The organism is Sphingobium sp. GW456-12-10-14-TSB1 (assembly GCF_059424385.1).
On the sequence record NZ_JBWKZI010000001.1, the window covers coordinates 2,337,956 to 2,360,325 of the forward strand.

The 22,370-nt window shown below is 64.7% G+C and carries 22 protein-coding genes; 8 read left to right on the forward strand and 14 right to left on the reverse strand.

The features are described from left to right. On the reverse strand, positions 1 to 882 hold the full coding sequence (locus tag AC07X9_RS11440) for a DMT family transporter (protein WP_017184315.1): 882 nt from the start codon (positions 880 to 882) through the stop codon (positions 1 to 3). A gap of 69 nt (positions 883 to 951) precedes the next feature. On the opposite strand from AC07X9_RS11440, the gene AC07X9_RS11445 reads away from it, so the two are divergent. Next, complete coding sequence (locus AC07X9_RS11445; RefSeq protein WP_017184316.1) at positions 952 to 2,046, forward strand: alkene reductase; 1,095 nt, start codon at positions 952 to 954, stop codon at positions 2,044 to 2,046. A gap of 110 nt (positions 2,047 to 2,156) precedes the next feature. Here the strand turns inward: AC07X9_RS11445 and ribH are convergent, their stop codons facing one another. The 9 genes from ribH to AC07X9_RS11490 form a co-directional block, all read right to left on the reverse strand. Next, positions 2,157 to 2,579: a 6,7-dimethyl-8-ribityllumazine synthase gene (gene ribH / locus AC07X9_RS11450; RefSeq protein WP_017184317.1), complete on the reverse strand. Its 423-nt coding sequence runs from the start codon at positions 2,577 to 2,579 to the stop codon at positions 2,157 to 2,159. Between the two features lie 10 nt (positions 2,580 to 2,589). Beyond that, positions 2,590 to 3,870 (reverse strand): 3,4-dihydroxy-2-butanone-4-phosphate synthase, encoded by a 1,281-nt coding sequence (gene ribB / locus AC07X9_RS11455; protein ID WP_026002606.1) that lies wholly within the window; start codon positions 3,868 to 3,870, stop codon positions 2,590 to 2,592. 72 nt (positions 3,871 to 3,942) lie between these two features. Further along, a complete protein-coding gene (locus AC07X9_RS11460) occupies positions 3,943 to 4,557 on the reverse strand; it encodes a riboflavin synthase (RefSeq protein ID WP_017184319.1) in 615 nt (204 codons plus the stop codon). Positions 4,558 to 4,637: 80 nt separating this feature from the next. Then, entirely contained in the window at positions 4,638 to 5,591 is a 954-nt protein-coding gene (gene ribD / locus AC07X9_RS11465) for a bifunctional diaminohydroxyphosphoribosylaminopyrimidine deaminase/5-amino-6-(5-phosphoribosylamino)uracil reductase RibD (RefSeq protein ID WP_017184320.1), read from the reverse strand. A gap of 35 nt (positions 5,592 to 5,626) precedes the next feature. Continuing rightward, positions 5,627 to 6,103, reverse strand: coding sequence for a hypothetical protein (locus AC07X9_RS11470; RefSeq protein WP_017184321.1), 477 nt, complete (start codon positions 6,101 to 6,103; stop codon positions 5,627 to 5,629). Positions 6,104 to 6,202: 99 nt separating this feature from the next. Then, positions 6,203 to 6,922, reverse strand: a complete 720-nt coding sequence (locus AC07X9_RS11475) for an energy transducer TonB (RefSeq protein WP_017184322.1) — start codon at positions 6,920 to 6,922, stop codon at positions 6,203 to 6,205. Positions 6,923 to 7,038: 116 nt separating this feature from the next. Next, positions 7,039 to 8,304, reverse strand: a complete 1,266-nt coding sequence (locus AC07X9_RS11480; protein WP_017184323.1) for a DUF445 domain-containing protein — start codon at positions 8,302 to 8,304, stop codon at positions 7,039 to 7,041. Positions 8,305 to 8,372: 68 nt separating this feature from the next. Beyond that, on the reverse strand, positions 8,373 to 11,537 hold the full coding sequence (locus AC07X9_RS11485; RefSeq protein WP_017184324.1) for an efflux RND transporter permease subunit: 3,165 nt from the start codon (positions 11,535 to 11,537) through the stop codon (positions 8,373 to 8,375). Positions 11,538 to 11,618: 81 nt separating this feature from the next. Further along, positions 11,619 to 12,788, reverse strand: a complete 1,170-nt coding sequence (locus tag AC07X9_RS11490) for an efflux RND transporter periplasmic adaptor subunit (RefSeq protein WP_017184325.1) — start codon at positions 12,786 to 12,788, stop codon at positions 11,619 to 11,621. A gap of 262 nt (positions 12,789 to 13,050) precedes the next feature. On the opposite strand from AC07X9_RS11490, the gene AC07X9_RS11495 reads away from it, so the two are divergent. Next, positions 13,051 to 13,299, forward strand: a complete 249-nt coding sequence (locus AC07X9_RS11495; RefSeq protein ID WP_026002607.1) for a GlsB/YeaQ/YmgE family stress response membrane protein — start codon at positions 13,051 to 13,053, stop codon at positions 13,297 to 13,299. Positions 13,300 to 13,373: 74 nt separating this feature from the next. Here the strand turns inward: AC07X9_RS11495 and AC07X9_RS11500 are convergent, their stop codons facing one another. The 3 genes from AC07X9_RS11500 to AC07X9_RS11510 all read right to left on the reverse strand — a co-directional run bounded on the left by AC07X9_RS11500 (position 13,374) and on the right by AC07X9_RS11510 (position 14,617). Beyond that, a complete protein-coding gene (locus tag AC07X9_RS11500) occupies positions 13,374 to 13,631 on the reverse strand; it encodes a GlsB/YeaQ/YmgE family stress response membrane protein (protein ID WP_017184327.1) in 258 nt (85 codons plus the stop codon). 283 nt (positions 13,632 to 13,914) lie between these two features. Beyond that, the gene (gene sciP / locus AC07X9_RS11505; protein ID WP_006952381.1) at positions 13,915 to 14,214 is read right to left on the reverse strand and encodes a CtrA inhibitor SciP; all 300 of its coding nucleotides are present in this window, start codon (positions 14,212 to 14,214) and stop codon (positions 13,915 to 13,917) included. A 106-nt stretch (positions 14,215 to 14,320) separates the two neighbouring features. After that, the gene (locus AC07X9_RS11510; protein ID WP_026002608.1) at positions 14,321 to 14,617 is read right to left on the reverse strand and encodes a hypothetical protein; all 297 of its coding nucleotides are present in this window, start codon (positions 14,615 to 14,617) and stop codon (positions 14,321 to 14,323) included. Between the two features lie 107 nt (positions 14,618 to 14,724). Here AC07X9_RS11510 and mnmA point away from each other — a divergent pair, with 107 nt between their 5' ends. Beyond that, positions 14,725 to 15,846, forward strand: a complete 1,122-nt coding sequence (mnmA, locus tag AC07X9_RS11515; RefSeq protein ID WP_017184330.1) for a tRNA 2-thiouridine(34) synthase MnmA — start codon at positions 14,725 to 14,727, stop codon at positions 15,844 to 15,846. Between the two features lie 109 nt (positions 15,847 to 15,955). On the opposite strand, the gene AC07X9_RS11520 is transcribed toward mnmA, so the two are convergent. After that, complete coding sequence (locus AC07X9_RS11520) at positions 15,956 to 16,201, reverse strand: hypothetical protein (RefSeq protein ID WP_017184331.1); 246 nt, start codon at positions 16,199 to 16,201, stop codon at positions 15,956 to 15,958. Between the two features lie 128 nt (positions 16,202 to 16,329). Between AC07X9_RS11520 and hisG the strand changes: the two genes are divergently transcribed. The 5 genes from hisG to AC07X9_RS11545 all read left to right on the forward strand — a co-directional run bounded on the left by hisG (position 16,330) and on the right by AC07X9_RS11545 (position 22,329). Next, the gene (gene hisG, locus AC07X9_RS11525; protein ID WP_017184332.1) at positions 16,330 to 16,992 is read left to right on the forward strand and encodes an ATP phosphoribosyltransferase; all 663 of its coding nucleotides are present in this window, start codon (positions 16,330 to 16,332) and stop codon (positions 16,990 to 16,992) included. Between the two features lie 105 nt (positions 16,993 to 17,097). Next, complete coding sequence (gene hisD, locus AC07X9_RS11530; protein ID WP_017184333.1) at positions 17,098 to 18,387, forward strand: histidinol dehydrogenase; 1,290 nt, start codon at positions 17,098 to 17,100, stop codon at positions 18,385 to 18,387. A 116-nt stretch (positions 18,388 to 18,503) separates the two neighbouring features. Next, positions 18,504 to 18,950 carry a transcription antitermination factor NusB gene (gene nusB / locus AC07X9_RS11535; RefSeq protein ID WP_086485770.1) on the forward strand — a complete coding sequence of 149 codons (447 nt, stop codon included), beginning with the start codon at positions 18,504 to 18,506 and terminating at the stop codon, positions 18,948 to 18,950. Between the two features lie 119 nt (positions 18,951 to 19,069). After that, positions 19,070 to 19,984, forward strand: a complete 915-nt coding sequence (gene thiL / locus AC07X9_RS11540; RefSeq protein WP_017181112.1) for a thiamine-phosphate kinase — start codon at positions 19,070 to 19,072, stop codon at positions 19,982 to 19,984. A 218-nt stretch (positions 19,985 to 20,202) separates the two neighbouring features. Next, the gene (locus AC07X9_RS11545; RefSeq protein ID WP_017181113.1) at positions 20,203 to 22,329 is read left to right on the forward strand and encodes a sodium-translocating pyrophosphatase; all 2,127 of its coding nucleotides are present in this window, start codon (positions 20,203 to 20,205) and stop codon (positions 22,327 to 22,329) included. Positions 22,330 to 22,370 lie beyond the last annotated feature (41 nt).

Below are 22,370 nucleotides of genomic sequence, written 5' to 3' on the forward strand. Positions count from 1 at the left end.
CTAGGCGCGCGAGGGCAAGCGCACAAGCACCAGCGCGGCGGCGACCGCCATCGTCCCCACCATATCGGTGACGCTCAGCCATTCGCCAAACAGCACCCAGCCCAGCACCGCCGACACCGCCGGTTGCAAAAGCAGGCTCAGGCCCAGCACCAGCGGCGTGAACCAGCTGATCGCATAGGTCAGCAGCCCCTGCCCGACCAGCTGGCTGCTGAGCGCCAGCACCACCAGCGGGGTCCAGTCGCCCGGCATGATCCGTTCGCCCAGCCACAGCGCGCACAGCAGCAGCGGCGGGATGCTGAACAGGGTCGACATGGCCAGCACCGACCAACTGTCGAGCCGCACCCGCGCCCGCTGCACGATCAGCAGATAGCCGGTATAGGTCGCCCCGGCGAGCAGACAGAGCAGATCGCCATGAAGGTAACGCGGCGAAAGTTCATAGCTGCCCCCCATCATCACCGCCGCACCTGCCGTCGCCAGGGTGAGGGCGATCGCCTGCATGGCCCTGGGCCGTTGGCGCAGCACGACCATTCCCCATATCGGCAGCATCAGACCGCTCATATTGCCGAATATGGTGGCATTGGTGACTTTGGTGTAGAGAATGCCGATATGCCACGCCGCCAGATCCGCTGCGAAGAAAAGCCCCGACCAGATCAGCGCCGACCATTCGCGAATCGTCGGCATCGTGCGGCGCAACCGCGGCAGGGCGAGGATCAGGAGAAATGGCAGGGCCAGCGTCAACCGCCAGAATGCCGCCGCTACCGGCCCCACATCGGCCATCCGCACCAGCACCGGGCCGAGTGGCAGGATGAGATTGGCCAGTATCAGTGCTGGAAATGCAAATTTGGGCATGCCTGCACGGGCATTGGGGGTTGAACTGACCATCGCGGCTCCCTAGCTGGCTTTCAGCTTTACGTCCCGTTGCAATTTGCAACTTTTATAAAGGGAATTTTCATGTCCAAGCTGTTCGAGTCCGTCCAGATCGGCGCCATTGGCGCACCCAACCGCGTCGTCATGGCGCCGCTGACCCGTGGCCGCGCGACTCGCGATCATGTGCCGACCCCTATCATGGTTGACTATTATCGCCAGCGCGCGGGCGCTGGGCTGATCATCAGCGAAGCGACGGGCATTTCCCGCCAGGGTCTGGGCTGGCCCTATGCACCGGGCATCTGGTCGGACGAACAGGTCGCGGCCTGGCAGCCGGTGACGCAGGCGGTGCATGACGCGGGCGGGCGGATCATCGTCCAGCTGTGGCATATGGGGCGGCAGGTCCATAGCAGCGTCACGGGCGAACAGCCGGTGTCGTCCAGCGCCACCGCTACGGCGGGAGAGGCCCATACTTACGAGGGCAAAGCGCCGTTCGAAACGGCCCGTCCATTGACGCTTGAGGAAATTCCCGGCCTGATCGACACCTATGTCACCGCCGCGCGCAACGCGATCCGCGCCGGTTTCGACGGTGTGCAGATCCACGCCGCCAACGGCTATCTGATCGACCAGTTCCTGCGCGACAATGCCAATTTCCGCACCGATCAATATGGCGGCAGCATCGAAAACCGCGTGCGCTTGCTGGCGGAAGTCACACAGGCGGTGGTCGACGCGATCGGCGCGGACAAGGTGTCGGTACGCCTGTCACCCAATGGCGACAGCCAGGGCGTCAATGACAGCAATCCCGGCCCGCTTTTCGCCCATGCCGCCGAAGTCCTGAACGCGATCGGCATCGCGTCGCTCGAACTGCGCGAACCGGGGGAGAAAGGCACGTTCGGCGCAACCGACGTGCCGCGCCAGTCACCGCTGATCCGTCAGCATTTCAAGGGGCCGCTGATCCTGAACAGCGATTATGACAAGACACGGGCGCAAGCGGATCTGGACAGCGGCCTTGCCGACGCGATCAGCTTCGGTCGCCCGTTCATGGCCAACCCCGATTTGGTGGAGCGACTGGAAAGCGACGCGCCGCTGAACCCGATCAAGGGGATGGAAACCTGGTATGGTCCGGGCGAGGATGGCTATACCAACTATCCCGCGCTGGAGCAGCAACCGGCCACCGCCTGATCGAAATGAACCCGTCGCCCCATGGGGGACGACGGGTATTTCCCGGCCGTCCGGGGCCATGGTCCATCCGCTCTGTCATTGCGCCCCCCGCGTGCGGGGGCGCAAACAGCCTAGGCCCCGAAGCGCTCGCGCAGGGCCAGCATGGCGATGGCCGCCTTGGCCGCCTCGCCGCCCTTGTCCTTTTCGGTCCGCTTGGCGCGGGTCAGCGCCTGCGCTTCATTCTCGACCGTCAATATGCCGTTGCCGATCGCAATCGCATCCATGCTGAGCGCCATCAGGCCGCGCGCGCTTTCGTTCGACACCACCTCGAAATGATAGGTTTCGCCGCGGATCACGACGCCGATGGCGATGAAGCCGTCATAGCGGCCGCTTTCCGCCGCCAACGCAATCGCGCCGGGGATTTCCAGCGCGCCCGGCACCGTCACCACCTCATATTTATGCCCTGCATCGTCCAGCGCAGCCTTCGCGCCTTCGATCAGCAGGTCGTTGAGATGGTCGTAGAAGCGGGCTTCGACGATCAGGAACTTGGCCATGATAAATCCTTTACAGCTCGATCGGACGCTGCCCAACCACGGCCAGGTCATAGCCGTCAAGCGCGATCAGGCTGCGATGGCTGTTGGTCAGCAGGACCATGTCATGCACGCCCAGTTCGGCCAATATCTGCGCGCCCGCGCCATAGTTGCGCAATTCGTCCATATCGCCGACGGCAATTCCGGCATTTTGCTGGAGCATGCGGGTCAGTATGTCGGGTTCGTCGCCATGCAGCAGGACGATGATGCCCGCCCCTTCCGCGCTGATAATCTCCATCGACCGTTGCAGCAGGCCAGCGCGCGAACCTTGCTTGCCGAACGTATCGGTCAGTGGCGAAAATTGGTGCATCCGCACCAGCGTTGGCGTGTCCGGGTCGACATGGCCCTTCTGCAAAACCAGTTGCTCGGTCCGCGTCGCCTTGTTGTAAAAGCTTATCGCCTTCCAGTCGCCGCCCCACTGGCTCTGGAACGTGGTTTCGGCGCGGCGTTCGACGATATGGTCGTGGCGGCGGCGATAGGCGATCAGGTCACGGATCGTGCCGATCTTCATCTTGTGCCTGGCGGCAAAGGGGATCAGGTCGTCCAGGCGCGCCATCGTGCCATCGTCCTTCATCACCTCGCAAATGACGCCGGACGGGTTCAGGCCCGCCAGCCGCGCGACGTCCACCGCCGCTTCGGTATGGCCCGTGCGCACCAGCACACCGCCATCCTTGGCCACCAGCGGAAAGACATGGCCCGGCGTCACAATATCGCCCCGGCCCTTCGACCCGTCGATCGCGACGGAAATGGTGCGCGCGCGGTCGGCTGCGCTGATCCCGGTCGTCACCCCCTCGCGCGCCTCGATCGACACGGTGAAGGCGGTTTCATGGCGGGTGCCATTGTTGCGGCTCATCAGGCTCAGCCCCAGTTCATCGACCCGCGCCTTGCTCAGCGCCAGGCAGATCAGGCCGCGCCCGTGGGTGGCCATGAAATTGATCGCGTCGGGCGTCGCCATCTGCGCCGGGATCACCAGATCGCCCTCATTTTCCCGATCCTCGTCATCGACCAGGATGAACATGCGGCCATTGCGCGCTTCATTGATGATTTCTTCCGGCGACGCGAGCGCGGTCCCGCCCTCGCGCTTCAACAGATAGGCTTCCAGCTTGCCCAGCGTATCGGCGGTCGGGTTCCAGTCCCCCTCGCCCAGCTTGCGCAGCGAATTGGCGTGCAGCCCCGCCGCACGGGCCAGGCCGGATCGCGACATGCCACCATCGGTGACGAGGCTGCGGACGGTATCAATCAGGGTAGAGGACATGGCAGCGGACTCCTTCCCGAACGCCGGGATGATCCGCATATCACATTACAATGTGATTATTTCAAGAGGCAATCACATTGTGCGCGTGCGAAGGCTCATCATCCGGTCGAGATAACGGGCCAGCACGTCAATCTCCAGATTGAACGCACGCCCCTGCGGCAGCGCGTCCAGAGTCGTTTCAGCGGCGGTGTGCGGAATGATGTTCAGGCCGAAATGCACGCTGCCATCCGCCTGATCCTCGACATTATTCACCGTCAACGAAATGCCGTCGAGCGTGATCGATCCCTTGGCCGCCAGCGCTGCGGCCAGCGTGGAAGGCGCGGCAATGACCAGCCGGGTCGAATCGCCTTCGGACGTGGCCGACACCAGATGACCCACGCCATCGACATGCCCGGTGACGATATGCCCGCCCAGTTCGTCCCCGACCTTGAGCGCGCGTTCCAGGTTGAGCCGACCGCCCTCGACCCACAGGCCCGGCGCGGTGCGCGCGACCGTTTCGGCCGACAGGTCGACCGCGAACCAGTCCGCGCCCTTTTCCACCACGGTCAGGCATGCACCCGAACAGGCGATCGACGCGCCGATCGCCACCGACTCCATGTCATAGGCGCTGCCGATCACCAGCCGCAGGTCGCCGCGCTGTTCCGCCTGGCGGATGGTGCCAATGTCGGTGATGATGCCGGTGAACATAGGTCGAAATCCAATTGTCCGTTCACCCCGAGCGAAGTCGAAGCCCCGCTCAGCCCGAACGGGATGAGTTGGTCGTTCCTCTAAGCGCTCGACACCGCCTCGTAAACCTCCAGACGATCAACGCCCAGCCGCCGTTCGTCGGTCAGCCGCCAGCTGCCATGCGCATGGGCCAAGTCCGCAAGGCCAATGTCGCCGATTCCTGCCAGCCCCGCACCGATCAGGATCGGCGCGCGATACAGCAGCAACCGGTCGACCAGCCCCGCCCGCAAAAAGGCCGCAGCCGTTTCCGCCCCCCCCTCCACCAGCAGATGATCGACCCGGTCGAGCGCCGCTATCTCTTCGGGCGCGCCGATCCGCTCCCAGCCGACAGGCGCGTCGCTGCGGCTCAGCAGCACCCGGCGCGGCGAACGATCCTCCAGCCCCGCCAGCCGCACGTCCAGCCCCGGCGCATCGGCGCGCAACGTGCCGCCGCCGACCACGATCGCATCATGCCGGGCGCGTTCGACATGGGCGTGGGCGCGCGCGTCAGGCCCGGTGATCCAGCGGCTGGACCCATCCGCCAACGCGATCCGCCCATCGAGCGACAGGCCCAGTTTCAGCGTCACATGCGGCCGCCCCCGCGTCTGGCGCAGGACGAAGCCCGCCATCGCGCGCGCCGCTTGCGCCGCCATCAGCCCCATCTCAACCGTCACGCCGCGTTCGCGCAGCCAGGCCGCACCCTGCCCATCGGTGCGCGGATCAGGATCGCGCAGCGCGATCACCACCCGCGCGACGCCTGCGCGCGCCAGCAGGTCGGCGCAGCGCGGCCCGCGCGGGGACAGATGAAAACAGGGTTCCAGCGTCACATAGGCGGTCGCGCCATGGGCTTGCTCCATCGCCTGCGCCAGCGCCTGCGCCTCGGCATGGGGTCGCCCCCCCTTCTGGGTCCAGCCCCGCCCCACGACCCGATCGTGCCGGACGATCAGGCAGCCGACATTGGGATTGGGGGTGGAAAGGCCGCGCCCGCGCCCCGACAATGCGATGGCGGCGGCCATGTAGCGCCGGTCGGCGGCGGACGTCGACGTCTGGCTCAGGGCTTGGCGACTTCCGGTTCGGATGAAGGCTTTGGCTGGACCTCCGCCTCTGCCTTCACCAGCCGCTGGTCGAGCATGGCGTTGATCTGCTTGACCGCTTCCTTGCGCCGCGCAGTGTTGCGGGCCTCGTCAGCGCGCCAGTCGATGCCGAACGCATCGGCAATCTTCTGCATCTCCACCTGCTTTTTCTGCAGTATGGCGTCGCGCCGGGCCAGGTCCATTTTCTGTTGCAGGATGATCGCGGCATCGCTGCGATTCGCGTCCCAGCTCTGAAAATAGATGATCTTGTTGCGCGTCGGCATGGTGTTGGTGTTGGCATCAGTGATGAACGCCCACACGATGACCCAGGTGAACGCCATGGAAACCCCCAGCAGCGGCCATTTATGCTGGCGCGGCTGCCGGAAATAGCCCCACAGATCGCCTAGCGCGCTCTTGGGGGAAACGGGACGGGGAAAAATCGCCATATCGCCCATATAGTGCAGGCCGCGCCCGGATGCAAAAGGGGGAAGGCACGGCAATTGCCGTCGCGCTTCCCCCAACCCCTCCCGCTGGCGGGCGGGGCGCAAAAACATCTATCGGTCCGTCAATGTGAACCGCACGGTCATTATCTTCGTCGTCGCCACCGGCACGCCGTCCCGCGTGGCGGGGCGGAAGCGCCATTTGCGCAGCGCATGGCGCTGGGTCGCCAGCCAGAAGCTCTCATCCGTCGCCGACACCCGCGCAATGTCTGTCACGCGCCCTTCGGCATTGATAGTCACCCGCACCGTCACCGATCCTTCCAGCCCCTGCCGGATCATGGCGCCGGGATAATCGGGCTGGAACTGGGGCAGCGCGCGCGGATCGATACCCGCGTCGACCAGCACCGGCGCGCGGGGCGGATCGGCAGGCGGCAGGATGATGGTGGGACCAGGATCAATCCCCTCCCCTGTCCCGGCGCTGCCGATCACGACCGGATCGCCCTGCGCCCCAGTCACGATCGCGTCGGCAGTTGTCGGCTGCTGCTGGGTCGGGCGAGTCCTGATCGGCTGCTCGATCGTCGTTTCGACAGGCTCTGGCGGCGGCGCTTTCTCCTCCGGCACGGCATAGGTCTCGAACGGGCGCGTGATCACCGTATCGATTACCTCTTTGGGGATCAGCAGCCACGCCCCGATCACCAGCGCGTGAACGGCGATCGCGCCGCCAATGCCAACCGATGATCCGGTGCCGCCGCGATAGCCCGACGGTGCCGGCTTGTCGCCTCCGCCTGCTATATGCCTATGTCCGATAGCTGCCTGCATGATGCTCAAACGCATTGCCCGACTCCTCTCCCGCCCGTCCGCTTTTGAACGGTGCGTGACATATTACATCATGTTTCAATGATATGATGCAACATGATTTTTAGCGATACATGGGGGCCGGATCAGCGCGTTCAGAATAGCGTGTCGACAGTGTGGATCACCAGGCCGACCAGCCCGCCGACCAGCGTGCCGTTGATGCGGATATATTGCAGGTCGCGGCCCACCGCGCCCTCCAGCCGGTTGGTGATGGTGCCCGCGTCCCAGCCACGCACCGTGTCGCTCACCAGCCGGACGATGGCGTCGCCATAGGTCGCGGTCGCCCCCACCGCCGCGCGCCGAACAAAGCGGTTGATGACGTGGCGCAGCCGCGCATCCTCCTGCAACGTACCACCCAATTGGCGCAGCGCCTCGCCCAGCCGCCCGGCCATCGCCTTGCCCGGATCGCGCACCGCGCGCAGCAGGCCGCCGCGCGCCTGTTCCCACAATCCGTCGATCCAGCGCTGCATCGCCGGATTGTCGAGAATCTCGTCGCGGATCTGCGCCGCCTTCGCCTGCATCTCGATGTCGAACTGGAGGTCGAACGCCAGCTTCGCCATCCCCTCTTCGGCCTTCAAGCGCAAGCTGTGCCCCGGATCGGCCGCCATTTCCGCCAGCATCTTGCGCAGCCCGTCGATGATCGCATTGGCCAGATTTTCGTCCAGCCCCGTCCATCGCAACAGCTTGCCCGCCTTGTAATGCACCATCTGGCGGATCAGATGGTCGTTCGCTTCCAGCGTACGATCGGCCCAATGGATGATGCCGTCCATCACCGGCGCATGGCGACCGTCGCGCATCGCCGCCTCGATCGCCTGCCCCACCAGCGGGCCGACATTGATGCCGCGCAGCCGCTGGCCGATCGCGCCCTTGACCATGCCGCCCAGCCGTTCCTGGTCCAGCGCCTCCAGCATATCGGCGATCAGGCGCGATGCACCCTCGCGCAGCCGCCCGTCGCCCGCCGACGGGCTGGCCAGGAACCGCCCCGCCGCCGCCGCGACATCCATGCCGCGCATCCGCCGCGCGACCACGGCGGGGGTCAGGAAATTGTCGCGCAGGAACAGGGCCAGCGTATCGCCGATCCGGTCCTTGTTGCGCGGAATGATCGCGGTGTGCGGAATGGGCAGGCCCAGCGGATGGCGGAACAGGGCCGTGACCGCGAACCAGTCGGCCAGGCCACCGACCATCGCCGCTTCGGCAAAGGCCTGTACGAAGCCGATGGCCGGGTGCATGTGCACGGTGCTGCGCGCGGCGATGAACAACGCCGCCATCGCCAGCAACATGCCCGTCGCCAGCAGCCGCATCCGTCGCGCGGGATTGGGCTGGCTTTCGCCGATGGACCGGGGGACGCGGAGCAGCTTCATGGCTCCCCAACGGTTACGCCGCCGTTTCGTTCAGGCAAAGCGTTCTTTTGGGAAGGGCACCGCCCGCGTCATTCCGCCGGTTGCACGTGCCCCGGCGTCTCCTTGTCGTCGCCCGGCTTGTAGGTCAGCAGCCCCCGGCCCAGGCGCGGCCCGACCCAGCTTTCGATCGCGATCGCCAGGCTGAAGGTCGCAGGGACGATCACCAGCGTCAGCACGGTGGACAGGATCAGCCCGCCGATCACGGTAATGCCCATCGGCGCGCGCCAGGCGCCATCGCCCGACAGCGACAGGGCCGTGGGCACCATGCCCGCGACCATCGCCACGGTGGTCATGACGATCGGCTGGGCGCGCTTATGACCTGCATCCATGATCGCCTCGAACTTGGGCACGCCCTTCTCCATCTCCTCCAGCGCGAAGTCGATGACGAGAATGGAGTTTTTGGCCACGATCCCCAGCAGCATCAGCAGGCCGATGAACACCGGCATCGACAGCGGCTGCCCCGCGACATGCAGCGCCAGCGCGCCGCCAAGGGGCGCAAGCAGCAGCGACCCCAGATTGACGAAGGGCGGCATGATCCGCTTGTAGAGCAGCACCAGCACCGCCAGCACCAGCAATATGCCCGACACCACGGCGATGGCGAAATTCTGGAGCATTTCCAGCTGCCACTTGGCGTCACCCGCATTGATCTTCTGCACGCCCGGCACGCGGCCTTCGTTGATCGCCTTCATCAGCGGCAAAGCGTTGAGCTTGGCCATGCCTTCGCTGGTCACGATGCCCGGCGCCAGATCGGCGCCTACGACGATGCGCCTGATCTGGTTATAGCGACGGATCTGCGTCGGTCCCGCGCCAAAGCTGATGTCGGCGACCACCTTCAACGGCACCGATCCGCCATTGATGGTGGGTACGGGCATATTTTCGATCGTGCTGAAATCCTTGCGGCTATCCTCGGCGATCGACACGCGGATCGGAATCTGGCGGTCCGACAGAGAGAATTTCGCGCTGTTCTGGTCAATCTCACCGATCGTGGCGATACGGATCGTCTGGCTCAGCGCCGCAGTGGTCACCCCCATGCTGGCGGCCAGGTCCAGGCGCGGCTTGATGATGATTTCGGGGCGCTGCATGTCGCCCTGCACGCGCGGCGCGCGCAGTTCGCGGATCTTGGACATTTCCGCGACCAGTTGATTGGCCACCGACTCCAGTTTTACCGGATCGTCAGAGCCGAACATCAGGATGATGTCGCGACCAAAGCCGCCGCCCGACTGCGACTGGAAATTCACCCGCGCGTCCGCAATCGTCTGGAATTTGGGCGCAACCTTGCGTTCCCATTCCACCGAAGAGATGGGGCGATCCTTTTTCAGCGTCAGGAATATGTCGGCACTGGTGGTTTCAATATCGGCAAAGGCAGCTTCCACCACATCGCTGTCGGCGGCCAGCATATCGGCCACCTTGCGCGTGATGGCGGTGGTCTGCGCCAATGTGCTGCCCGGCACGGTTTCAATCTTCACCTGGCTGAAATCGGTGTTGATGACCGGCTGGAACGTCATCGGCAGCGTGGCGAAGGCGGCAATCGTGGCGATGAACGCCAGGAAGCCGAAGCCGACCGTCCACATCCGGTGGTCCAGGAAAACACTGGTGAAACGACGCCAGCCGCCCCGCGCGCGATGGGCGATGGCGCGGCGTTCGTCGAGCGACCAGCGCAGCACCGCCATATAGCGATCCATCAACCACCCCTCGCCATGGCTTTCCGCGCCATGGGCCTTGAGGAAATAGGCGGCGATCATCGGCGTGATCAGGCGCGCGACCGCCAGGCTCATGAGAACCGATACGACCACGGTCATGCCGAACTGGATGAAGAACTGCCCGGAAATCCCCGGCATCAGCGCGACGGGCAGGAACACAGCGACGATCGCCATCGTCGTCGCCAGCACGGCCAGGCCGATCTCGTCAGCCGCATCGATGGACGCCTGATAGGCGCTTTTGCCCATCCGCATATGCCGCACGATATTCTCGATCTCCACGATCGCATCGTCGACCAGCACACCGGCCACCAGGCTGAGCGCCAGCAAGGAAATGCCGTTCAGCGTAAAGCCCAGCATGTCCATGAACCAGAAGGTCGGGATGGCCGACAACGGGATGGCCAGGGCCGAAATCATCGTTGCGCGCCAATCGCGCAGGAACAGGAACACGACGACCACGGCCAGCACCGCGCCCTCGATCATCGCGGCCATCGCGCTATGATATTGCTCCCTGGTATAATCGACGCTGGTATAAAGCTGCTTGTAGGTAACCTTGGGGTTTTCCTTTTTCAGCTTTTCCAGTTCCTTCATCGCATCGTCATAGACAGTGACGTCGGACGATCCCTTGGCCTTTTCCAGGCTGAAGCTGGTGACCTGGCGCCCGTTCATCAGCGACAGGCTGCGCTGTTCGGCATACATGTCGCGCACATCGGCTATGTCGGCCAGCTTGACCGTGCGTCCGCCGCTGATGGCGATCTGCGTCGCGCCCAGGTCGCGCGCATTGGCGGCGTTGCCCAGCACGCGGATCGACTGTTCGGCGCCTGCGATTTCGGTGCGCCCGCCCGCTGCGTTCAGATTGACCTGATTGAGCTGCTGGTTCACCTGCGCCGCGGTGATGCCGAACGCCTGCAATTTGGCCGGGTCCAGAATGACCCGGATTTCGCGGCTCACCCCGCCGCCGCGGTTGACCGCCGCCATGCCGCTGACCGACCGCAACCGTTTTGCGACCGTATTGTCGACATACCAGGACAGTTCCTCCAGCGTCATGTCGGTCGCTTCGGCGCTGAAATAGGCGATCGGCCCGCCGTCGATGTCGACGCGGGTAACCTGCGGTTCCAATATGCCGTCGGGCAAGTCGCTGCGGATCTGATCGACAGCGTTCTTGACGTCGTTGACCGCCCGGTCGACAGGCGTGCCGATCGCGAACTGGATGTTGCTGAGCGATCGGCCTTCGGACACGAAGGACGTGATTTCGTCGACCCCGCTGATGCCGCGCACCGCCGCTTCGACCCGCTGGGTCACCTGGGTTTCCAGTTCGGTCGGGGCCGCGCCGGGCTGGCTGACGACCACGCTGACCATCGGGAAGCTGACATCGGGATTATTGTTGATGTCCATCCGGCTGAAGCTGACCAGACCAGCCAGCAACAGCGCCGCGAACATGACGAGCGGCGTCACCGGATTGCGAATGGCCCAAGCCGATATATTGCGAAAATTCATGGGCTACAGCTTCCTTCGCCGGACGCAATCCGTCCGTTCATTCCGTCGCACAGCCGCCCCGATGCGGGCCGCCGAATATTCTTACGAAGCCTTCAGGCGCTCCGGCTTGACCTTCTGTCCCGGCGTCAGGAAGGCGCCGGCCGACGTCACGATCTTTTCATTGCCCGTGATGCCGCTCGTCACGGCAACGCCGGCCTCCGACACCTGACCCACGGTCACGTTGCGCCGTTCGACTTCATTCTTGGCATTGACGACATAGACATAATTGCCCTTGGGATCACTCTGCACCGCCGATTCCGGCAGCAAGGGCGCGTTGCCCGATCCGCTGGTGATCGTGACGGACGCAAAGCCGCCCGGCCGGATCGCGGGCTGATAGGGGAGCGCGATGCGGGCGATGCCCTGCCGCGTCTGCGGATCGACCACAGGCGAAACCTGCCATACCCGTCCGGCAAACTGGTCATTGCCCCCCACGGGGGTCACGATGGCGCTATTGCCCGGACGCAGCGTCGCCAGGTCGCCCTCGGCCACCTGCGCCAGCAATTCCATCTCGCCATCCTTGGCCATGCGGAACAGCACGCCGCTGCCAGAGCCCACAATCTGCCCCGGCTCGACCGCGCGGGTCAGCACCAGGCCGTTGGCGGGCGCGCGAATATCCAGCCGCCCGGTGCGGGCGCGCTGTTCGGCCAGCTGGGCGACGGCGACATTGACGCGGGCCATGGCCGCGTCGCGCGTCGCGGTGCGCTGGTCGATGTCCGCTGCGCTAATGAAACCACGCCCGACCAGCGCCTTGGCGCGATCCAGCTGCGCCTGCGCCAGCTTGGCGTCGGCACGGGCCACATCGACCTGCGCGGCGAGCGAATTGACCTGCTGCGCCTGCACCGACCGTTCGATCACGGCCAGCACCTGCCCGGCGCGAACCCAGTCGCCCGGCTGCACCAATACGCGGGTGACCATGCCGCCTTCACCCACGACGCCGACCGGCATGTCGATCCGCGCGGCAAGTGATCCGGTGGCGGTCACCGTGCGCGCGACGGTCGACTGACCGGGGCTGTTAACGGTGACGACGGGCACCTGTGCGGTGACCGCAGGCGCTGCGGCGCCGCCACCCCTGGTCGAAATCCATACCGCACCGCCGACCAGCGCCACGATGACCACCGCCGCGACCAGCAACAGCCGCCGCTTGCGCGCACGCGCATCCTCATCGTCGATGACGACCGCTGAGTCGGCCGTGACCTGGGTTTCGTAATTCATGCGATTCTGTCTATCCGGCGCTTCGCCATCCAGCAACTGTATTATATCAATATAGCACCGGCCTCAACCCCCAATATCATGGGTCAAAGGGGGAGGGCAAAGCGATATTGCGCGATTGTATAAACCGGAACGGTGGAAAGGGCAGGCGGTATTGTTAGCGCAATCATTTGCAATTTCCGCCCGTCAGTGGATTCATTTGCCAAAAGCGCCCGATTATGGCGCTATGCGCGTGGGCGCGAAGATCAACAGGGAGGAGCGGGCCATGGACTTGCTGGGTTGGATCATCATCGGCCTGCTGGCGGGGGCAATCGCAAAGCTGATCATGCCGGGGCGCGATCCTGGCGGCTGTATCGTCACGATCCTGCTGGGGATCGCCGGTGCCCTGCTGGCGGGCTTCGTCGGCCGACTCGCGGGCTTCTACGCGCCGGGTGAGCGGGCAGGTTTCATCGCCGCCATATTGGGATCGGTCGCCGTGTTGGCGCTCTATCGCTGGTTCGCCGCGCGACGATAGGCGGGACATAATGAAAAGACCGCGCCCGGTTGGGGGCACGGTCTTTTGGGTGGTCAGTCTTTTCAGGGGTGCGGTTAGCGCACCGACCCGCGACGGACCAGATTGACGATCGCCAGCAGGATGACTGCGCCGACCAGCGACACCAGGAAGCTGTACAGCGACAGGCCGGCATTGTTGATCGAACCGCCGCTGAAAATCATGCCGCCGATGAACGCGCCGACGACGCCGACGACGATATTGAGCAGGATGCCCTGCTGCGCGTCGGTCCGCATGATCATGCTGGCGAGCCAGCCGATGATGCCTCCGACGATAAGCCACATAATGATGCCCATGTTAATCTCCTTGACCACGCCCCCAGCGGGTTGGGTGCTGCGGGATTAACGGTGCACGGGGCGGAGCGTTCCATGAGCCAAAAATGATTCCGGGCGGGAAACCATCCCCGTCCCGCGTCGTTACAGGCGGTTTTGCCGCCGCCGACCATTTCAGCGCCACCCGGCCGCTATCGGTGCGGCTGCGCAAGGACGCGTTTCAGGACCGGCCCTCACGCAAAAGGGGCCGCCGGATGCTGTCCGGCGGCCCCTTTTCATGCTGCATCACCGATGCCTGGGCGACAGATTAATATTTCTGCTGCCGTTCATAGAGGGATTTATAATATTGGATGCGCGTCACGCGCAGGCCATGCATGCCCGACCGGTCGACCGCCCGCTGCCAGCCGGCAAATTCTTCCAGCGTCAGATTATAGCGCGCGCACGCTTCATCCACGGTCAGCAACCCGCCGTTGACGGCCGACACGACTTCGGCCTTGCGCCGCACGACCCATCGGGTCGTGTCCGGTGGCGGCAGGCTGTCCAGCGTCAGCGGTTCTCCGAGCGGCCCGACGACCTGGGCTGGTCGTATTTTCTGGTTTTCAATCATTACTACCCTCAAAAGCGGCGCTGGCGTTGTCAAATCCAGCAGCGAAACCTTGATATATGTTCAGCCCTGAAGAACGGCTAAAGCGCTAAGGTAAACGCCACCTTCATCATCCTTTCCCCACAGCTAAACGGTTCGCGATCAGCGGATTAAAGCTTCCTGCAAGCCGAACGGCCTCGATCATGCCGCTGGAACGTGGCGCGAAAATTCCCGCCAGTTCCTGAATCCAGTCTTCCGTTCCATCCTGCCCCCGCAGGACGCCCGCAACCGCCAGCGCCGTCGGGCTGGCCGCCTGCTGTGCCGCACAGGCGGCGCGCAGGAACGGCCAGACCGGCACGCGTCCGCGGCCAAGGGGTCTGGCATGGGCGGGGGTAAGCCCGCCTGTCCTAAGAAAACTCAAATCCATGACGCTGCTTCTACGCGGCAATGGATAAGGGTCGGTAAATGCGCGCTCGCTTCGTCGCAAAGCTGAAACACTGGCACCCGACGCCCATCATCCCTATAGGCACAGCCATGCAGCCAGAGTTTCAGCTAGCCCAATTCCAGTTGGCAGGTCCGCTTGACGCGCGGCGCATCGTCGTCGCCATGTCCGGCGGCGTCGATTCCTCGGTCGTCGCCGCGCTCGCCGCCAAAACCGGCGCGGAAGTGATCGGCGTCACGCTCCAGCTTTACGATCATGGCGCGGCGGTTGGCCGCACGGGAAGTTGCTGCGCCGGGCAGGACATACGCGACGCGCGCGCCGTGGCGGACCGCATCGGCATCGCCCATTATGTGTTCGATTATGAAAGCCGCTTTCGCGAATCCGTGATTGCCGACTTTGCCGACGAATATATGGCCGGGCGCACCCCTATCCCTTGCGTCAAATGCAATATGGGGGTGAAATTCACTGACCTGTTCCAGATCGCGCGCGACCTTGGGGCAGACTGCCTTGCCACCGGCCATTATGTCCGCCGGGTGGAGGGGCCGCAGGGCGCAGAGTTACACCGCGCCGCCGATCCCGCCCGCGACCAGAGCTATTTCCTCTTCGCCACCACCCAGGCGCAGCTTGATTATCTGCGCTTTCCCTTGGGCGCCCTGCCCAAGCCGCAGGTGCGCGAAATCGCCGCCGAACTGGGGCTGGCCGTAGCCTTGAAGCCCGACAGCCAAGACATCTGCTTCGTCCCCGACGGCGATTATGCGAAAATCGTGCGTAAACTGCGCCCCGACGCGGACGAAGGCGGCGACATCGTCCATGTCGATGGCCGCGTGCTGGGCCGGCACAAGGGCATGATCCATTTCACCGTCGGCCAGCGCAAGGGGCTGGAAATCGGCGGCCAGCCCGATCCGCTCTACGTCATCCGCCTGGATGCGGCGGGCAAGCGCGTGATCGTGGGACCAAAGGCCGCACTGGCGGTATCGGGCGCGACCCTCACCGACATCAACTGGCTGGGCCGCGACTTTGCCGGGCCACTGACGGCCAAGGTGCGGTCTATGGCCAAACCCGTGCCCGCGCGACTGGTGGACGGACAACTCCTGTTCGACGCCCCCGAATATGGCGTCGCGCCGGGACAGGCGGCTGTGCTCTATGACGGCGACCATGTGCTGGGCGGCGGCTGGATCGCCAGCACGCAGAGCGCGATGGCGGAAGTGGCGTAACCTCCACCACCTCGTCATGCCGGGCTTGACCCGGCATCCCGCTTTTCTTCGCGAGCCACAGAAGAAGTGGGATCCCGGCTTCCGCCGGGATGACACAAATGGATATAATTTACGTAGCAATACCGTTCGGGAAAAACAGCACGCCGATGCATAATGCCATGCCGCAAATCATCCAGAAGGCGAGAAGCAGAGTGAGCAACCAGAAACGAAATGGCTGATCTTGTCTGCGGCCTGTCATGGTAAAACCCCAGTAAGGGGTTTGCATTATGCCGCCCCGGAAGCCTTGCAGCAGCTGCCATCCGGCGATCGTTGATACGGCTAATCCGACTATAGGCCCAAGGATGCCCTCATCCACTGTTACTCTCCGCCTCATCTCGGTTCACTCAATATCTTGAGTCATACTTCGCCGCAAATGTCGTCGTCCCGCTTCTCCATCCCCAAATCCTTGCCCTCCCCCCCCGGCCCCGCTAAGGCCCGCGCGTCATGACTCGCACCCTCACCTTCGCCATTCCCAAGGGCCGCATCCTCGATGAAGCGCTGCCCTTGCTCGCCAAAGCCGGTATCGAGCCGGAGGCGGAATTTCATGACAAGAAGAGCCGGGCGCTCCGCTTCGCGACAAATCACGCCAATGTCTCGATCATCCGCGTGCGCGCGTTTGACGTCGCCACCTTCGTCGCCCATGGCGCGGCGCAGATCGGCATTGTCGGCTCCGACGTGGTCGAGGAATTCGACTATTCCGAACTCTACGCGCCGGTCGACCTCGACATCGGCCATTGCCGCCTGTCGGTCGCGCAGCCAGCCGATCTGGCCGATGAAGATGAAGCCGCGATCAGCCATGTCCGCGTCGCCACCAAATATCCGCACCTGACGCGCAAATATTATGAAGCGCGCGGGCTTCAGGCGGAATGCGTCAAGCTGAACGGTGCGATGGAACTGGCCCCCTCGCTCGGCCTGTCGCGTCGTATCGTCGATCTTGTCTCGTCGGGCGCGACGCTCAAGGCCAATGGCCTTGTCGAAACCGACATCATCATGCCCATTTCCGCCCGCCTGATCGTCAACCGCGCCGCCTTCAAGATGCGCTCGGCCGAACTCGCGCCAATGGTGGAGGCGTTTCGCAAGGCCGTGGGGGTCAAGGATGCGGCATAACCGGAACTACCGTGCTCCCGCGCAGGCGGGAGCCCAGCTCCGCCCTGTCGACTGGGCTCCCGCCTGCGCGGGAGCACGCGGTTTTCTGGCGTCAGGATCACGTCCATGACCCAGCGCCTCACCACCACCGCGCCCGATTTCGCCGCCGCCTTCACCGACTTGGTCGACGCGCGCCGCGAAGCCGATGAAGATGTCTCGCGCGACGTGACCGCCATATTGAAGGCCGTGCGCGCGAACGGGGACGCAGCGCTGGCCGACTATACGCAGCGTTTCGACCATCATGACCTGAACGTCACCGGATGGGCCGTGACGGCGACGGAAACCCGCGCCGCGCTCGACACGCTCTCCACCCCGCTGCGCGACGCGCTCGAACTCGCCGCCGCGCGCATCACCGCCTATCATGAAAAGCAGAAGCCCGTGGACAGCGACGGCGTGGACAGCGCGGGCGTGCGCCTGGGCGCGCGCTGGAGCGCGGTCGACGCAGCGGGCCTCTATGTACCGGGCGGGCGCGCCGCCTATCCCAGTTCGCTGCTGATGAACGTCATTCCGGCCAAGGTCGCGGGCGTGCAGCGCATCGCGATGGTCACGCCCACCCCCAATGGGGAGATCAACCCGCTGGTGCTGGCCGCCGCGCAGATTGCGGGTATAGAAGAAATCTGGCGCGTCGGCGGGGCGCAGGCCGTCGCCGCGCTCGCCTATGGCACGGATCGAATTGCCCCGGTGGACGTCATCACCGGCCCCGGCAATGCCTGGGTCGCCGAAGCCAAGCGCCAGCTTTACGGCGTGGTCGGCATCGACATGGTCGCCGGGCCGTCCGAAATCGTCGTCGTCGCGGACGGCAGGAATAATCCCGACTGGATCGCCGCCGACTTGCTCAGCCAGTCGGAACATGACCCGACCAGCCAGTCGATCCTGTTCACCGATGACGCAGCCTTTGCCGATGCGGTCGATCGCGCGGTCGACGGGCGGCTTGGCCAGCTCGCCACGGAAAAGGTCGCCCGCGCCAGCTGGGCCGCCAATGGCGCGATCATCGTCGTGCGTGATTTTGAAGAGGCGATGCCGCTGGTCAACCGCCTCGCCGCCGAACATCTCGAACTCGCGGTGGACGATCCTGACGCGCTGTTCGCCAAGGTACGGCACGCCGGATCGGTTTTCCTGGGTCGCATGACGCCCGAAGCGGTCGGCGATTATGTCGCCGGGCCGAACCACGTCCTGCCCACGGGCCGCCGCGCGCGCTTCTCGTCGGGCCTGTCGGTGCTGGACTTCATGAAACGCACCAGCTTCCTCAGCCTCGACGATGCCGCGATCCGCGCGATCGGCCCGGCGGCTGTGGCGCTGGCGCAGGCCGAAGGCCTGCCAGCGCACGCGGCGTCAGTATCTCTCCGTTTAACATAAATTCCGTTCGCCCTGAGCGAAGTCGAAGGGCTGGGCAGAGCCGAAGGCGAAGCCGCTTCGACATTTTTCGAGGCAAGCGACTCGTAAAAACAGCCCGAACGGCTAAGGAAGACATTATGAACGCACGCTCCAAATCCCGCTCCGCCGCGCGCCTTGCCGCGGTCCAGGCGCTGTACCAGCTCGAAATGGAGGGTACGCCCGTCCATGTCCTGCTGCACGAATTCCATGCCCATCGCCTGGGCGCCACGATCGAGGATGTCACCTACGCCCCGGCGGAGGAGCCGTTTTTCGACGATATCGTGTCCGGCGTGGACAAGCGCCGCGACGAGATCGACGCGCTTATCGTCGCCCGCCTGTCGAGCGGCTGGAGCCTAGACCGGCTCGACAAGCCGATGCGCCAGATCCTGCGCGCGGGCACCTATGAATTGCTGGCCCGCGCCGACATCGCGACTGCGACGATCATCAGCGAATATGTCGATGTCGCCCACGCCTTCTACGACAAGCGCGAATCCGGCTTCGTCAACGGCTTGCTGGATGCCGTGGCCAAGGACGCGCGGAAGTAAAACCCCCTCCGTTCGTTTCGAGCGAAGTCGAGAAACCTGTGCGCGGCGTTTCTCGACTTCGCTCGAAACGAACGGATGAAAGCATTTCGGATTGATGGTCAGAAGGCTAGACTCCTGCCATGTCCGCCGAATCCCGCTTCCTCGCCCTGCTGCGCCTGCTGGCCAACCATCCCGCCGCGCAGGGGTTGATGGACGACGTCGCGATCCTGCCGGTCGGCGACACGAAACTCATCCTCACCAGCGACACGATGGTGGAGGAGGTCCATTATCTCCCCACCGATCCGCCCGCCGACATTGGCTGGAAACTCGCCGCCGTGAACCTGTCCGACCTCGCGGCCAAGGGCGCACGGCCGGTCGGCTGCCTGCTCAACTATGCGCTGTCGGGCGACGAAGCGTGGGACGCCGCCTTTCTCGACGGGCTGGGCGACGCGCTTGACCGCCATGGCCTGCCGCTGCTGGGCGGCGATACGGTCAAGATGCCCGATAGCGCGCCGCGCAGCTACACGCTGACCGCGATCGGCGAGGCAGGCGGCCCCATCCCCACGCGCGACGGCGCGCAGCCGGGGGACATGCTCTATGTCACTGGCCCGGTCGGCGACGCAGGCATCGGCCTCACCCTTGCCCGTGCCGATCCCGGCGCGTCCGGCCCGCTGGTCGACGCCTATCGCCGCCCCCGCCCCCGCCTGTCCGAAGGCGCGCTGATCGCCCCGCTCGCCAGCGCGATGATGGACCTGTCGGACGGCCTGCTGATCGACGCGCAGCGGATGGCGCAGGCCAGCGGCGTCACCATCACCATCGACCATATCCCCTTGTCCCCCGCGCTGGAGAGCGTGCGCGGGGCCAGCACCGCGGTACAGATCGCCGCCGCCCAGGCCGGGGACGATTATGAACTGCTCTTCACCCTGCCGCGCGGCGAAACGCCCCCCGTCCGCGCCATCCGCATCGGCCATGTCAGTGCCGGGGCGGGCCTGACCCTCATGATCGACGGCGCAACCGTGCCATTACCGGCCACACTTGGCTGGGAACACGGATAGTCCCCCAACCCGCTTGACGCGCGCTGCCGGGTCTGTAGCTTCATCTCACCCTATTCTCAGCCCGGTTGGACCGCTTATGTGCGTGTGCCTGTTGCTGATTGACGCGGTGCCAGATGCCGGACCCCCTCCGTCCGGCCGCCCGCCTATGCGCCCTTCGTTCGCCCGTCATTCCCTGCGGAGCGGCCGATGAAAGTCATAAACGGGGGAGAGGAACGTCTATGCCAATCGTCATCATCGCCATAGGGTGCGGCCTGCTGGCCGTGCTCTACGGCCTGTTCACCAGCCGGCAGGTGCTCAATGCGCCTGCGGGCAACGCCACCATGCAATCGATCGCCGCCGCCATTCAGGAAGGGGCGAAAGCCTATCTGGGCCGCCAATATACCACCATCGCCATTGTCGGCGCGGTCGTCGCGCTGCTGGTATTCTATTTTCTGGGGCTGACTTCGGCGGTCGGTTTCCTGATCGGCGCGATCCTGTCGGGTGCGGCGGGCTTTATCGGCATGAATATTTCGGTGCGCGCCAATGTCCGCACCGCTGAAGCCTGTCGCGGCACGCTGCAAAGCGGCCTTACCGTCGCCTTCCGCGCGGGGGCCATCACCGGCATGCTCGTGGCGGGCCTTGCCCTGCTAGCGATCAGCCTGTTCTTCTGGTATCTGACCGGCCCGGCCGGCCATGCGCCCGACGATCGCCTCGTCATCGACAGCCTCGTCGCGCTGGCCTTCGGCGCGTCGCTCATCTCCATCTTCGCGCGCCTTGGCGGCGGCATCTTTACCAAGGCCGCCGATGTCGGCGCGGATCTGGTGGGCAAGGTCGAAGCCGGCATACCGGAAGACGACCCACGCAACCCCGCCGTCATCGCCGACAATGTCGGCGACAATGTCGGCGATTGCGCGGGCATGGCCGCCGACCTGTTCGAAACCTATGTCGTCACCGTCGGCGCGACCATGGTGCTGATCGCGCTGCTGGTCGCGGGCGTCGACAATGCCTTCAAGATGAGCCTGATGTCGCTCCCGCTGATCGTGGGCGGGGTGTGCATCATCACCTCCATCATCGGCACCTATTTCGTGCGGCTGGGGTCCAGCCAGTCGATCATGGGGGCGCTCTACAAGGGCTTCTGGGTCACCGCGATCCTTTCCATCCCGGCCATCTATTATGTCAGCTGGCGCACGCTGGGCGACATGAACGCAGTGTTCGGTGCGGATCTGGACGGGGTCGGCGGCTATACCGGCATGGACCTGTTCTGGTCGATGATGGTCGGGCTGGCCGTCACCGGGCTGCTCGTCGTCATCACCGAATATTATACCGGCACCAATTATCGCCCGGTCCGCTCCATCGCCAAGGCGTCGGAAACCGGCCATGGCACCAACGTCATTCAGGGGCTGGCCGTCAGCCTGGAATCGACCGCCTTGCCCACGCTGGTGATCGTCGCGGGCATCATCGTCGCCCATCAGCTGGCGGGCCTGATCGGCATCGCCTTTGCCGCTACCGCCATGCTGGCGCTTGCCGGGATGGTCGTGGCGCTCGATGCCTATGGCCCTGTCACCGACAATGCCGGCGGCATTGCCGAAATGGCGCATCTCGATGACAGCGTCCGGGTCAAGACCGACGCGCTCGACGCCGTTGGCAACACGACCAAGGCGGTGACGAAGGGCTATGCCATCGGCTCGGCGGGGCTGGCCGCGCTGGTGCTGTTCGGCGCCTATACGGAGGATCTGAAATTCTACAATTCGGCGCTGGGCCTTACCGCCCCGGTCGATTTCAGCCTCTCCAATCCCTATGTCATCGTCGGGCTGCTGCTGGGCGCTTTGCTCCCCTATCTGTTCGGGGCGATGGGCATGACCGCCGTGGGGCGTGCCGCAGGTGACGTGGTAAAAGACGTCCGCGCGCAGTTCGCGGAAAACAAGGGCATCATGGACGGCACCAGCAAGCCCGATTATGCCCGCACGGTCGATCTGGTGACAAAGGCGGCGATCAAGGAAATGATCGTCCCCTCGCTCCTGCCCGTCCTTGCGCCGATCATCGTCTATTTCGTCATCGCCGCCGTTGCGGGCGTCTCCAACGGCTTTGCCGCCCTTGGCGCGCTGCTGCTGGGCGTCATCGTTTCGGGCCTGTTCGTCGCCATCTCCATGACCAGTGGCGGCGGCGCATGGGACAATGCGAAGAAATATATCGAGGATGGCCATCATGGCGGCAAGGGCAGCGAAGCCCATAAGGCCGCCGTCACCGGCGACACGGTGGGTGATCCCTACAAGGACACCGCCGGCCCGGCCGTCAACCCGATGATCAAGATCACCAACATCGTCGCGCTGCTGCTGCTCGCCGCGCTGGCGCATGGGGGCATGTAGTCCCCACAACGGACTGAAACGATAACAAAAATATCGTGACG